Source organism: Parabacteroides sp. AM17-47 (genome assembly GCF_003434625.1).
Lineage (GTDB): Bacteria > Bacteroidota > Bacteroidia > Bacteroidales > Tannerellaceae > Parabacteroides > Parabacteroides distasonis.
Map to the genome: position 1 here is coordinate 16,681 of NZ_QTLI01000037.1, position 12,273 is coordinate 28,953.

The 12,273-nt window shown below is 41.8% G+C and carries 15 protein-coding genes and 1 pseudogene; 5 read left to right on the top strand and 11 right to left on the bottom strand.

Annotation, left to right across the window (positions count from 1 at the left end; genetic code table 11):
• Nucleotides 1-2: 2 nt before the first annotated feature.
• The 7 genes from DW205_RS20810 to DW205_RS20840 all read right to left on the bottom strand — a co-directional run bounded on the left by DW205_RS20810 (nt 3) and on the right by DW205_RS20840 (nt 6,274).
• Nucleotides 3-923 carry a relaxase/mobilization nuclease domain-containing protein gene (locus DW205_RS20810; protein ID WP_049702061.1) on the bottom strand — a complete coding sequence of 307 codons (921 nt, stop codon included), beginning with the start codon at nt 921-923 and terminating at the stop codon, nt 3-5.
• Nucleotides 889-1,272 carry a MobC family plasmid mobilization relaxosome protein gene (locus tag DW205_RS20815; RefSeq protein WP_049702060.1) on the bottom strand — a complete coding sequence of 128 codons (384 nt, stop codon included), beginning with the start codon at nt 1,270-1,272 and terminating at the stop codon, nt 889-891. The genes DW205_RS20810 and DW205_RS20815 overlap by 35 nt, the downstream gene beginning before the upstream one ends.
• A gap of 145 nt (nt 1,273-1,417) precedes the next feature.
• Complete coding sequence (locus DW205_RS20820; protein ID WP_049702059.1) at nt 1,418-2,383, bottom strand: toprim domain-containing protein; 966 nt, start codon at nt 2,381-2,383, stop codon at nt 1,418-1,420.
• Nucleotides 2,384-2,547: 164 nt separating this feature from the next.
• Nucleotides 2,548-3,621 carry an AAA family ATPase gene (locus tag DW205_RS20825; RefSeq protein WP_049702058.1) on the bottom strand — a complete coding sequence of 358 codons (1,074 nt, stop codon included), beginning with the start codon at nt 3,619-3,621 and terminating at the stop codon, nt 2,548-2,550.
• A 5-nt stretch (nt 3,622-3,626) separates the two neighbouring features.
• The gene (locus DW205_RS20830; protein WP_005802192.1) at nt 3,627-3,914 is read right to left on the bottom strand and encodes a helix-turn-helix domain-containing protein; all 288 of its coding nucleotides are present in this window, start codon (nt 3,912-3,914) and stop codon (nt 3,627-3,629) included.
• A gap of 131 nt (nt 3,915-4,045) precedes the next feature.
• Nucleotides 4,046-4,969 carry a hypothetical protein gene (locus DW205_RS20835; protein WP_049702057.1) on the bottom strand — a complete coding sequence of 308 codons (924 nt, stop codon included), beginning with the start codon at nt 4,967-4,969 and terminating at the stop codon, nt 4,046-4,048.
• A gap of 111 nt (nt 4,970-5,080) precedes the next feature.
• Nucleotides 5,081-6,274, bottom strand: a complete 1,194-nt coding sequence (locus DW205_RS20840; protein ID WP_004315367.1) for a site-specific integrase — start codon at nt 6,272-6,274, stop codon at nt 5,081-5,083.
• A gap of 235 nt (nt 6,275-6,509) precedes the next feature.
• Here DW205_RS20840 and DW205_RS20845 point away from each other — a divergent pair, with 235 nt between their 5' ends.
• The 5 genes from DW205_RS20845 to DW205_RS20865 all read left to right on the top strand — a co-directional run bounded on the left by DW205_RS20845 (nt 6,510) and on the right by DW205_RS20865 (nt 9,625).
• Entirely contained in the window at nt 6,510-7,415 is a 906-nt protein-coding gene (locus DW205_RS20845) for an AraC family transcriptional regulator (RefSeq protein WP_008778691.1), read from the top strand.
• Nucleotides 7,416-7,495: 80 nt separating this feature from the next.
• Nucleotides 7,496-8,497: an aldo/keto reductase gene (locus tag DW205_RS20850; RefSeq protein ID WP_005868703.1), complete on the top strand. Its 1,002-nt coding sequence runs from the start codon at nt 7,496-7,498 to the stop codon at nt 8,495-8,497.
• Between the two features lie 56 nt (nt 8,498-8,553).
• Nucleotides 8,554-8,793, top strand: a complete 240-nt coding sequence (locus DW205_RS22670) for a hypothetical protein (protein WP_008761189.1) — start codon at nt 8,554-8,556, stop codon at nt 8,791-8,793.
• Nucleotides 8,747-9,166 carry an RteC domain-containing protein gene (locus DW205_RS20860; RefSeq protein ID WP_034530718.1) on the top strand — a complete coding sequence of 140 codons (420 nt, stop codon included), beginning with the start codon at nt 8,747-8,749 and terminating at the stop codon, nt 9,164-9,166. The genes DW205_RS22670 and DW205_RS20860 overlap by 47 nt, the downstream gene beginning before the upstream one ends.
• 129 nt (nt 9,167-9,295) lie before the next feature.
• Nucleotides 9,296-9,625, top strand: a complete 330-nt coding sequence (locus DW205_RS20865; RefSeq protein ID WP_005868707.1) for a helix-turn-helix domain-containing protein — start codon at nt 9,296-9,298, stop codon at nt 9,623-9,625.
• Between the two features lie 50 nt (nt 9,626-9,675).
• On the opposite strand, the gene DW205_RS20870 is transcribed toward DW205_RS20865, so the two are convergent.
• The 4 genes and pseudogenes from DW205_RS20870 to DW205_RS20885 all read right to left on the bottom strand — a co-directional run.
• On the bottom strand, nt 9,676-10,401 hold the full coding sequence (locus DW205_RS20870) for a hypothetical protein (RefSeq protein WP_005868709.1): 726 nt from the start codon (nt 10,399-10,401) through the stop codon (nt 9,676-9,678).
• A 4-nt stretch (nt 10,402-10,405) separates the two neighbouring features.
• Nucleotides 10,406-11,323, bottom strand: a complete 918-nt coding sequence (locus tag DW205_RS20875) for a relaxase/mobilization nuclease domain-containing protein (RefSeq protein ID WP_005868710.1) — start codon at nt 11,321-11,323, stop codon at nt 10,406-10,408.
• The gene (locus tag DW205_RS20880; RefSeq protein ID WP_005868711.1) at nt 11,289-11,672 is read right to left on the bottom strand and encodes a MobC family plasmid mobilization relaxosome protein; all 384 of its coding nucleotides are present in this window, start codon (nt 11,670-11,672) and stop codon (nt 11,289-11,291) included. The genes DW205_RS20875 and DW205_RS20880 overlap by 35 nt, the downstream gene beginning before the upstream one ends.
• Nucleotides 11,673-11,828: 156 nt before the next feature.
• Nucleotides 11,829-12,230: pseudogene (locus DW205_RS20885) on the bottom strand (toprim domain-containing protein); the annotation flags it as partial.
• Nucleotides 12,231-12,273: the final 43 nt, after the last annotated feature.

Below are 12,273 nucleotides of genomic sequence, written 5' to 3' on the forward strand. Positions count from 1 at the left end.
CTTTACTGTTTAAGTTGTTTTTTCTTTTTCTTCTTCTTTCTCAAATTAAAATTAGGTTCTTCATCCACTGGGGGAGAAGAAGCAGAAAACAGACCGAGTGAACCTGTTATCAACGGACTGTCAGCCTTGTCCGGTGCAGGTGCTTGTTCCCGAACGGGTGCGAAAGTTGTTTGCCGTTGGCTTTCGGCAACATTCATTCCTGCATCCCCGAAACATTTATCCAGTTTGGAAAAACTGAAACTGCGGTCTATCTCCGACCCCTTGAACGTGTATTCGCCTTTGGAAAAGGATATGCCCTGTATCTCGTCAGTCTGTCCCTTTCGTTTGAACTGGATAGTGATACCCTTTTCCGCTAACCTGTGCTGCAACTGCTGCCAGTTGCGGGATTTGCCGATTTCATTTTTCACAGCCGTGTAAATCTCGTATTTTGATTTGTCCGGCTCTTTCAATCGGTGCTGCTTCACCTGCTCTTTTCCCTCGGCGAAATAAAGCCCGTGTTTGGCTTTCAGCTTCTTGCATACCTGTTCGTTACGATACATGTCGTTCCTGTCCGAAATGGTCTTGCCGTTATTGTCTATGCGGTTGAACACGATATGCACATGTGGGTGTTCCCGGTCTTGATGGCGCACGATGATATACTGCGTATCGGTGATTTTCATTTCACGCATATACTCCTGCGCAAGCTGTACCATCTTCCCATCTGTCAATTTGGGCGCATCCACTGCCGAATAACTCAACGCAATATGTCCGACAGGCTTTTTCAAGTCGGGATTCATCCCGGTCTGCATACAGAAGCTGTGGATTATATCTCCCCGGCTTTCAGTCAGAACCCCGTCCGCATGAAGCAAAACCGCCTGCTCCTTGCCAAGCACATAGTTCACACAGCCCTTAAACCCGCTTCCCTTTTTTATTTTTCCAATCATCTGACAAATGGTTTATGATTTCAATAATCCGGTTTTTGAGCTTCACCAGTTCCACCGCCACCAGTGCGAAACCTCCGGCATTCGCCCGGTGCGCCAACTGGTTGATGTTGTTGGCTTCCCCTGCCAGTTTGCGGATGGTGTCCGCATCCTGCCTGTTCAGCCGGGGTATGACCTCTACCGAAACAACCGCCTGCCTTACATACTCACTGACACGTAACCCAGCTTCCCCGGCTCGCTTTCTGATGGCGTAATACTGCAACTCGGTCAGTTTCGTACTGACAACCCGTTGCTGCTTCTCTATCCGTTTCTTTGCCGGACGTCCCCCCGGCTTATCCTTTATATTCGTCATAGGTTTTTACATTTAAATGGTATCTTAAAAATTGCGACCAACGGGAGAAATTTTCTTTGCGGTGAGCAAAGCAAGGTAGTTTCGGTTTACCGAAACATAACCTTGCTCTCCAAATAAACCGCCAGCCGTTGGTAGTCCTGCCGGATTAAATGCCCCTGCCTCTCTTTTGTCTTGGGGCGGCACGTTGTCCGGTTTCCTGCTTCGTTTCCTGCACTTGGCTGGCTGCGTTTTTCTGTTCCTGCTTCCTGCCGCACAGATAATCGTTCAAGTCCGAATATCCCCTATAATTGTGCGAGAAGTCACGCACACGGTAGGGGTATTCCAATTCGATAGCCCGTGTCGCTTCATATCCAGCCTTGTCATTGTCAAGCATACAGTGGATGCGTTCATACGGGTACAGCACGTCAATGGCTTTCGACACATTGGCGGTAGAGTTAAGAATGGCATAATCCTGCCTGTCAAGGTCGGGTATGGTCGGACAGTTCCTCATGCGGAGCGTAAGGAAAGAGAGGTAGTCCATGAAACCCTCGAACACCAAACACTTCTCCCTCGGCTCTCCCTGCTGCCGTATATGGGTGATGTCTTTCGGGGCGATGCAGCCTTTGAAAAAGGAATTGCGAACCTCGTAACCTCCTGCCATGTTCGGGAAACCGATAGCAAAGAACGGTCTGCCATTATTGGTAAAATGGAGTTCCTTACATTCTCTTTTTGCCAGTTCGACATTGATACCCCGTCCCTGCAAGTAACGGAGCAATGCCGGATGGGTAAGGTCACGGACTTCCAAATGCTGGAAGCTCGGTTCTGTCCTACGCTGGGGAAAAGAAAAACTGACCGGACGGACGTGCGGTGTCTGTTCCGCTATCCGGTTTAAAAGGTATGGCAGGCTGTCGGAACAATAGAGTTCCTTTGCCAGTGCGATGATGTTACCGCCCTTGCCTGCGCCAAAGTCATACCAAAGGTTGCGGTCAGTGTTCACCTTGAAAGACGGTTCGTGTTCCTCCCTTAACGGTGATTTGTACCATAAACCGTTACCCTGCTGCTTGACAGGAGAGTAACCTAAACTGTGCAGATAGTCTGCGATGGGTATTTGTTTCACATCTTCGATGTTCATAACATTTTCTTTTTTGGGGATAAAAAAAATAGTTGAAAAGTGCGCCAGTCCTGTTTAGTCCGTTATATATACACCCGTACCATACTAAACCTGCCTGTTCCGATACAGGGAAATAGTAAGTCCGTTCCTCTTGTATATACACCCGGACTAAACCAAACTGACTTTTAATAATGGAAATCGGGATTATAGCGGTAGCCCTTGCCCTCTTTCACAATCATGCGCTTGTTCACAAGAAACTTGTTAAGCGACACAAGAACATTGCGTCCACGCTCGTAACCGATACTCGCATAACCCTGTTTCAATGCCGCTATGACATTGGAATAGCCTTGTACCACCTGCTTGCCGAAACCGTTCTCCAACGCTTCCCGGTGTTGCCGTTCAGTCAGTTCCGCAAGCGAAAAGTTCCTGTCCTGCTTAGGTTGTTGGAATACATAATCATCCACGATTTCGGGTAAAGCGTTGTCATTGATACGGAATGCGAACGGGTCAAATTCCCGGTCACGTATGTGCATCGCCTTTACCTCGCTTATGTTGCCGTCCTGCTGGCTTTTCGTGATTTGCAGGACGGTTTCAGCCTTGTTGTTCAGTTCCGTACCGATATGCCCCCTTGTGTTGTCATCCCCCTTATTCAAATGCAGTACAGTGTGGATATGCAGGTTATATCCGCTTGACCAGCGCATCAAGAGGTTGATTAGGTCGGTTGATTCGCTGGGGCTGTTGATGTCATACATCAAGTCACGGATTCCGTCAATGATGAGCAACCCCACATCGGGCATATTTTCAAGCATATAGCCGATAATCTGTTTCCGCTTGTCGGGGGTCTGCTCCCTTAGCACGATGAAAACAAAATCGTCCCTGTCCTTGTCGGTAGGCAGTCCGGCAAGTCGCAAAATACGCTCCATGACCTTATGGCAATGGTATTTGCTCTGCTCGGTATCTACATAGAGGATTTTCCGCTTGTTCGGTGGCAGATATGCCGAATACTTCAGTACCTCGTCATTCTTCAACGCTGCCGCAACGATGGCGGAAATGTTGAATGTCTTTTTGCTCTTGGCTTTTCCTGTGGATGCGCTGAAATTACCCAGCGTGCCAATGGTAGAGCCGTTCACCCAGAGTATTTCGGGCGGCACTTCGTAAGTGTCCGTCACCTTTAGATGGATGGTTTTCCAAAGGGCTGCAAAATCCTCTTTCTGCATGGTGACATCCTGCCCGGCTTCTGTCGCTTTTCTATTTTCCATAGCCGCTATTTCTTTAAGGGACGGTTAAGGATATATTTCTGCGCTTCCTGCTCTATCTGCGCCTGCGTCTTCACCGGGTTCTGACGCAACCACGCTTCTAATTCCGCTTTCTCAAAATAAAGCATTTTGCCCTGCGGCTTGTAATGGGGTATCAAGTTACCCGAAGTCAGCTTGTACAGGTAACTTTTTGAAAGGTTCAAGAACTTGCTCGCTTCATCAAAACTAAGCACATTCTTTGAAAGGAACACTAAATTTTCGAGTTCTGCAACTCGCTTCTCAATACTTGTTTCCATATAACAAAAGTATTTGCGTTAGACAATATGGAGTGCATGCCCTCCAGTTTCTTGTAATCGATTACGGGGGCAAAAGTATTGAGGAATAGCTTGATAGTGGATTAAGCTATGTTTGAGGTATTAACCTATTCTTAAAGTTTTTTCAGTTGTTTGATATAATTGCTGATGGTTACATAATCTTTTTCATGTTCCACCCCTTTTACATAATTGGCGGCTGTGGCTAAATCACCTTGATTCAGATATTTATCTTTCTTTATATTCTTCGTAACAAACAACTTATTCTTTGCTATAACAGATTGCCAGTTAGGTGTTATCAAACCACGATTGCTTAATTCCGAAAAAAGAAAAGCTACCTGCCTGTTGTTATTAGACCTAAATATAACTTTTGGCTTACAGGAAAGTATTGCTTTCAAATCTTCAAAAGTCATAGGAGCATTGAAAATTTCCACTTCATTGATACAATCCACCAACAATGCTATTTGTCTGTCGTTTAAAATAGACTTAAACGGATTTTCTGTTTCAGCAATATGGGAGATAATTTTAGGCTCTTGGCATTTATCTTGAATTGGTTGCGGCTCTTTCTGTTGTGGCTGCATTTCCGCTTGCACCTTACTTTCTTTCTTTTTTCGCAAGTACGCAGAATATTTTTCCAATACAACAGTTTTAACTATTACAGAAAAATAAGGCAGTTCTTCATCATAAACCGTATTATCTTGCTCATACCGGGAATAATCAAATGAAAGAGGATTAAACGACATGTATTTTCTTTTCTCATCGGATTTCAAGGATTCATAAAAACCGCTTTCCCAAAAGAAATCAGATACAGAATAAAAATATTGAATATCATTCAACACAGAATAACGAATATATAACTGCACCAACTCATCAGTGGTACGAACATATTCTTGCTGTTCCAGTTTATCAGCCTGTTCTGCGTCGAAATATAAGGACTTAGAGGCAATATTATCTATCATAACTTGGCTGGCATGATTGATACAGCGATTGAATATACCTTGTATATGGTCGAATTTTATTTTCAGTTCTTCTTCTGTCATAATAATCTATGTTTCAGTTAGTAGAAACAAAGATATATTTTTCCGGCTAAACAAAGACAAAAAAAGAAAGAAAGTACGGTAACTGTGATATAACCATACTTTCTTTTTAAATCAGTCCGTCAAATTCGGTATCAAACTTATAGCTTCTTCTTTTTTCTTATCGACAATCTTCGCATAAATTTGAGTTGTGGCAATATTTTTATGTCCTAACAATTTGCTAACTGTGTACAAGTCAGCCCCCAATGTAAGCATCATGGTAGCATGGGTATGCCGGGCAACATGAAACGAGATATGCTTAATAATCCCTGCGTCTTTCGCCCATTTTTGAAGTATTTTATTTATAGTTCCCTCATGCGTCAAAGGAAAAATCAAATCATCGCCTTTTGCTTCATTTTGTTGCGGCAACCACTTTAACGCTTCATCGGATATAGGCAGATAAAGCGGTTCTTTTGTTTTCTGCATCTTTATTTCAATTCTTATTCTTTCACCGCTTTTCTGCAAATCGTTCCACTTCAATTTTCTTATATCGCTTACACGCAGCCCACACAAACAACTGAAAAGAAAGGCTTGTTTCATTATCTCATACTTGCACTCTGTCCCGATAAGCCGCTTCAATTCCTCTATTGTCAAATACTCCCTGCGGCTGACTTCCGCTTTTACCTTACTGGCAAAATCAAACTCTTTCGTTGGATTGACCGTAATAATCCCCTCTTTATAGGCTCTATTTATAGCGGTACGCAGCACCCCATAGTAAGCAATAACGGAATTATTACTTAATACACCCCCAGCCTTTAACAAACCAAACTTGCTTGCTTTCTTCGCTTGTTTCAAGAAATCCACAAAGCTATTTAAGAAGTCCTTATCTATATCACGAAAAGCTATGTAATCCCCTCTGAACAACTTTAGTTCACGGATGGTATTACCAACAGTCTTTTCATAGTTCAAGCTGCCACGTTCTTTAGATTGGCTTCTCATGTTCATTAAATAATCAATCACATTCGCTTTTGACTTGTTGGTGTTCTGAAAACCGTGTGCATCATTTTGTAACTCCACTATCCTCTTACTCTGAATCGCTTTTGCAAGAGCCAATGTAGCTTCGTTCTTCGCCTTATCCTCCCTCGTTTTTTCGGGTATAAGGTACAACTTCAAAAATTCATATTGCCGTTTACCGCCAACATAATTTTCTTTTCTAATAACATCACCTGTATAATAGTCCAAATAAATAGACTGGTTGCCATTGGCAAGCTGCTTGAATCTAATCCTTACAGGTTCTTTCAATTTAACTTCTTGTTTTTTCTTCGCCATAATTATGTTCTTATTTTGTTACCGATACAAATATAGCGATTTGTTTTGTTACTCCAATGAATACGGGTAACAAAATAGTAACAAAATAAAGGCATTTATTAGACTAAACAAGAAAACAAGGAAAATAAAGGAAATTACACTCAATAAACATAAAATACTAAATACCAATATCTTATATTTAATATTTTATCTCATTTTTTCTCTTTTTCCACAACTGACAGCTGTTGATGATGTTCTGCCAGAAAGTATAACACAATTCTATAAGAGAATACAAAGTTGTGACCTCCAACCGGATGCAACCTATTCAATGGAGAAACCTTATTTTAATATTTTCTCCCGGCAATGTAATTTTGGAACTGTACAATTCGGTTACAGGGAATTTTATAAGATTACATTAATTATAGGTGTGGGAAAACTGTATTATGCAGACAAATGGATTTTAGTAGATCGTCCTGCATTATTGTTTTCCAACCCTTTAGTTCCTTATGCTTGGGAATCAATCAGTGAAGAACAAAAAGGAGTGTTTTGCATTTTCAATGAACAGTTTGTGCAGTCAGATGAAAAGAACGGTTCTTTGGCAAATACTCCTTTGTTCAAAGTAACAGGAGATAAGGTTTTCTTTTTAGATGATGTGCAAGTTGCTAAAGTGATGGATATATACAAACAAATGCAGGAAGAGAACCAATCAGACTATATAAATAAGTCCGATGTCTTGCGGTGTTATCTTCATTTGTTGGTTCATACAGCCCTGAAAATGCAGGATTCCAATCAATATGAATCACATCCGAATGCTTCGCAACGCATTACTGAATTATTTATAGAATTGTTGGATAGACAATTTCCCGTTGATTATCCAAACGCGATTTTAAGTCTGCGCACTCCTGCCGATTACGCAAACCGCCTGTCTGTACACGTTAATCATTTAAATAAAGTGGTTAAAGAAATAACAGGAAAAACTACCTCTGAGATGATTGCGGAAAGAATAATCAAAGAATGTACCCAACACCTACTACATACTAATCTTTCAATATCAGAAATAGCGTATAGCTTGGGATTTGAAACGGTTTCTTATTTCAGTAAATTCTATCGCAAACATACTGGTAAATCGCCAAGCGAAGTCAGAGAACAGGCAATTATTTGATTTGTGCAACTGATGCTTTGAATTGTATAATTCTGCTCAATTAGCATCTCCTAATTTTGTATCGACTAAAAATATAAATTATGAAGTATAGAAAATTAGGTAAAACAGAAGTAAGCCTGTCCGCCATTGGATTGGGATGTATGGGAATGAGTGCTGCGTATGGAGTAGCCGATGAAAAAGAAAGTATTAAGACATTACATCGTGCCTTAGAGCTTGGTATAAACTTTTGGGACACTGCGGATGTGTATGGCAATGGTGCTAATGAAAGATTACTATCTAAGGTATTGGCTGAAAAAAGAAATCAGATTTTCATTGCTACCAAATTCGGTTTCCGTTTACGTAATCATCAAGGTACTGTATTTGATGGTGGTGAAAGTTATGTGGATGCTTCTCCTCAATATATAAGACAAGCTGTAGAACTCAGCCTGAAAAGGTTGAATATTGAAACCATAGATTTGTACTATGCGCATCGAATAGACCCGACAATACCGGTCGAAGAAACCGTTGGGACTATGGCAGAATTGGTAAAAGAAGGCAAGGTACGCTATTTAGGACTAAGCGAATGTTCTGCCGAATCATTGCGGAGAGCCTGTGCCGTTCATCCTATATCTGCCGTTGAAAGTGAATATTCTCTATTAACCCGTGATGTGGAAAAAGAAATTTTGCCCTTGACAAAAGAATTAGGAGTAACCTTAGTTCCCTTTTCACCATTGGGTAGAGGATTGGTAACAAATACTATTAATGTGAATGCATTGGGTGAAAATGACTTTCGTAAGCATTTGCCACGTTATAACGGTATATATTGGGAGAATAATCAAAAATTAACAGCAGAATTTGCAGAAATAGCAGAAAGTAAGGGAATAACTCCTGCTCAACTTGCATTAGCTTGGATATTGGCACAGAGTGAAAATATCATCCCTATACCGGGAACTAAACGAATCAAGTATTTAGAAGAAAATGCGAAAGCTACCGATGTTAATTTATTGCCAGATGATATATCTAAGATAGAATTGCTTCTGAAAAAATATCCAAATATAGGCAATCGATACAACGAATATGATTTTAAATTTGTAAATAAGTAAACTTTACAGTAGGAAGTTCTGTCAATATTTTAGCAGAACTTCCTCAGATAATTATAATGAACGACCTATTACAACAGAGATTTTTCCGTTTATTATCGGAATACTCACAGCGTGAAGTTTTTGCAACAGAGCTTGTAGGAGCTATTGAAGAATTGGCGTTACATTTAGCTGATTTCAGCATGTATGAACAGGATAATAGCATTTTACTACGGTATTTTTCTTTCGGATTACATCGTCTCAAATCGTACCGTGTACAGTTTGAGCAAGAAAAAAATGCCTTATTTGCATCTAATTGATGAAGCGATAGGACTAATAGATAACGAAATACGTATTGTAGAATGGCGTATCAAATACCCCGAACAGTTTAAACGGCAACTTGATAAACCACCTCTTTCCCCTCTCTATTTGGCTGACAAAGCAACCCTTATCAACATTATGGAAATTGTCAGCGGTTTGTTCATCTCTAAAAACATCGTATATCAAAATGGTAAACCTGCCTACTTGGTGGATTTGGGAAAAGCCTTTGAATGGCTCTTTAATATCAAGATAGGCGACTATCACCAAAAGCATGAGGATGTGATAAAACGAAAGCCGGGCAAAATCACGGAGTTTCTTAATGGACTGGCAGACCTTATCCGAAAGGAACATGATAAAAAAGGATATAGATAATCAATAACTTAACACCCATTTATAGGGGATTCCATGTCTGCCCTCGTAATTTCTTTGCCTTCCATTTCTGAACTTTGCTTCATCAATCGATTGACAAACCATAATGTATAATCAGAAAATGAAGCAACTATGTATATAGAAAACTACGATTTCAAAGAGTGGATGCAAAAGTTATTCGACAAGCTGGACGAGCTTTGCAAGGATGTGCGGGCATTGCGCAATGCCGACAAGGTGCTGCCCGAAGATGATAACCTGCTGGATAATCAGGATTTGTGCCTGTTGTTCAAGGTTAGCATCAAAACTTTGCAACGCTACCGTGCTTTGGGCGTATTACCTTACTTTACAATCAGCGGAAAAGTGTATTACCGGGCTTCGGACGTCCGGGAATTCATAAAGGAACGGTTCAGTTCGGTAACGCTACGCAAGTTCGAGAAAGAACACGGTTCGGACAAGAAGTAAACAGATAAGCCGGAGCATCGGGTAATTGCCTGTCTGCTCCGGCTTCTTGTTTATGGCTTGCCTAATTTGCCTGCTTCTTCCTTTAGCCGTTCGGCTTGTTCGTTCAGTAACCTTGCCCTTTCCAATGCTTCCGCTTGCTTTCTGCTACGGTATTCAAAATCAATAACTGTCTCTGTCAAGTCCTGAATGAAAGCGTTGTCCCGTTCCCGGATAAACTTTAGTTCCAATAGATTAAGCATATTCCCGTCCGCTTTCCCTTTCATCAGGAGATAACGGTATTTTATATCATTGTCCTGTAACTGTTGCATACGTTCCATAAAACGAACATTCAGGATTAACGAAACAATACCGATAATTATTCCTGCTGAAAAAAGAAAGAACTTCGGTTGCAGATATGGAGTTATCCGGCTTAGGATTTTATCGTATAACGAAACGGCTTCTACCTTTTCCTGCTGCCGGGTATCTGTCGGAAACAGTTCCTTTAATTTCTCTTTGAAATATCGGTGCGAAGTCACAATCATTCCCTTTATATCATCAAGGTCTTGTTTCTGATTGCCTGACTGTCTTTTCTTAATACAGGCGATTTGGTTCAAAATCTCCTGCACCGTATTTTCAGAAATGGCAGGTTTGTTCTGCATCTCTAAAATACGTTGTTCAATAACATCCAGTCGGCTTATCGTCTCTTCCCGGCTGGCTGGTATCACCTGCTTTTCTTGCTTCTCTTTCAGTTCCGCAACCATAGAGAGAAGTCCTTCTAAAATCAAATTCTCTTCCATTCGTTTATAACTTAAATTGTCGTTTCTTTTTCTTCTTCTTTCTCAAATCGGGATTGTCAGGCGTTTCATCAGCCGGAGAGGACGAAACGGAGAACAAACCGCCCAAACCTGTTATCAGTGAATTATTACTTTTGTTTGTAGCTGGCTCCTGAACAGGTGTATAAATTGTCTGTTTGTTGTTTCCGGCTGTCGTCAGTCCTGTATTTCCGAAGTATTTATCCAGTTTTGAAAAACTGAAACTGCGGTCAATCTCCGAACCTTTGAATGTATATTCACCTTTGGAAAAGGAAATACCCTGTATCTCATCCGTCTGTCCCTTGCGCTTGAAATGAATATTGATACCCTTTTCCACTAACTGCTTCTGTAATTGCTGCCAGTTCCTTGTTTTCCCGATTTCGTTCTTTACAGCCGTGTAAATCTCGTATTTTGATTTATCCGGCTCTTTCAAACGGTGTTGTTTCACCTGCTCTTTCCCTTTAGCGAAATAAAGCCCGTGTCTTGCTTTCAGTTTCTTGCAAACCTGCTCGTTCCGGTACATATCGTTTTTATCCGAAATCGTTTTTCCGTTGTTGTCTATTCGGTTGAATACGATATGCACGTGCGGATGCTCCCGGTCTTGGTGGCGCACGATGATATACTGCGTATCGGTGATTTTCATTTCATGCATATATTCCTGCGCCAACTGTATCATTTTCTCGTCCGTCAGCTTGGGCGCATCCACTGCCGAATAACTTAACGCAATATGTCCGACCGGCTTCTTTAAATTGGGATTCATTTCGGTTTGCGTGCAGAAGCTACGGATAATATCCTGCTTGCTTTCTGTTAGTACTCCCTCCGCATGAAGCAAAGTCGCTTGTTCCTTATCCAGCACATAGTTTACACAGCCTTTAAATCCGCTTCCCTTTTTTATTTTTCCAATCATTCGATAACTGGTTTATGATTTCAATAATCCTGTTCTTTAGTTTCACGAGTTCCACCGCTACCAGTGCGAACCCTCCGGCATTTGCCCGGTGCGCCAGTTGATTGATGTTGTTGGCTTCCCCTGCCAGCTTGCGGATAGTGTCGGCATCCTGCCTGTTCAACCGTGGCGTTATCTCTGCCGAAACGACCGCTTGCCGGACGTACTCGCTGACGGGCAGACCGGATTCTCCGGCTCGCTTCTTGATAGCGTAATATTGAAGTTCGGTCAGCTTTGTACTGACTACTCTCTTTTGTTTGTCTATCCGGCTCTTTGCCGGGCGACCTCCTGCCTTGTTCCTTATCTCTGTCATACGTTTTGCTTATTGAATGGTATCTTTAAAATTGCGACCAACGGGAGAAATTTTCTTTGCTGTCAGGCAAAGCAAGGGGTTTCGGTCTACCGAAACATAACCTTGCTCTCCTGAATCACACCGCTTGCCGTTGGTATGCCTTGCCTGTTCTCCTGCCTACAACCGTCTGCCCCTTTTTCTTTTTTCACCGGGAGATTGTTTGTTTTTCTCTTCCTGATTCGGCTGCTTGGCAGACTGCGTTTGCTTCTCCGGAAGACTGGACTTTTGACATAGGTAGTCGTTCAAGTCCTTGTGTCCGCTGTACAGGTGTGAGGCATCACGCACACGCCAGCCGTATTCCTTTTGTATGGCTTGGGTGGCTTTACGTCCGGCTTCGTCATTATCCAAAAGGCAGTGTATCTTTTCGTACTCGCCTAACGGGTATAATGCTTTATCCACATTGGCGGTCGAGTTCAGGATGATGTAATCCTGCCAGTCGATACAGGGATAAATCGGGCTGTTCTTGTGCCGGATGGTTAGGAAAGAAAGGTAGTCCATAAATCCCTCGAACACGAAACAGGGTAAGCATTCGATAAACTCCCCCTTTCATTCTAAAAATGTG

Bases quoted from the DNA above. Each gene is read 5' to 3' on its own strand.
- DW205_RS20810 (WP_049702061.1), bottom strand. From the start codon at position 923: ATGATTGGAAAAATAAAAAAGGGAAGCGGGTTTAAGGGCTGTGTGAAC.
- DW205_RS20815 (WP_049702060.1), bottom strand. From the start codon at position 1,272: ATGACGAATATAAAGGATAAGCCGGGGGGACGTCCGGCAAAGAAACGG.
- DW205_RS20820 (WP_049702059.1), bottom strand. From the start codon at position 2,383: ATGAACATCGAAGATGTGAAACAAATACCCATCGCAGACTATCTGCAC.
- DW205_RS20825 (WP_049702058.1), bottom strand. From the start codon at position 3,621: ATGGAAAATAGAAAAGCGACAGAAGCCGGGCAGGATGTCACCATGCAG.
- DW205_RS20830 (WP_005802192.1), bottom strand. From the start codon at position 3,914: ATGGAAACAAGTATTGAGAAGCGAGTTGCAGAACTCGAAAATTTAGTG.
- DW205_RS20835 (WP_049702057.1), bottom strand. From the start codon at position 4,969: ATGACAGAAGAAGAACTGAAAATAAAATTCGACCATATACAAGGTATA.
- DW205_RS20840 (WP_004315367.1), bottom strand. From the start codon at position 6,274: ATGGCGAAGAAAAAACAAGAAGTTAAATTGAAAGAACCTGTAAGGATT.
- DW205_RS20850 (WP_005868703.1), top strand. From the start codon at position 7,496: ATGAAGTATAGAAAATTAGGTAAAACAGAAGTAAGCCTGTCCGCCATT.
- DW205_RS22670 (WP_008761189.1), top strand. From the start codon at position 8,554: ATGAACGACCTATTACAACAGAGATTTTTCCGTTTATTATCGGAATAC.
- DW205_RS20865 (WP_005868707.1), top strand. From the start codon at position 9,296: ATGTATATAGAAAACTACGATTTCAAAGAGTGGATGCAAAAGTTATTC.
- DW205_RS20870 (WP_005868709.1), bottom strand. From the start codon at position 10,401: ATGGAAGAGAATTTGATTTTAGAAGGACTTCTCTCTATGGTTGCGGAA.
- DW205_RS20875 (WP_005868710.1), bottom strand. From the start codon at position 11,323: ATGATTGGAAAAATAAAAAAGGGAAGCGGATTTAAAGGCTGTGTAAAC.
- DW205_RS20880 (WP_005868711.1), bottom strand. From the start codon at position 11,672: ATGACAGAGATAAGGAACAAGGCAGGAGGTCGCCCGGCAAAGAGCCGG.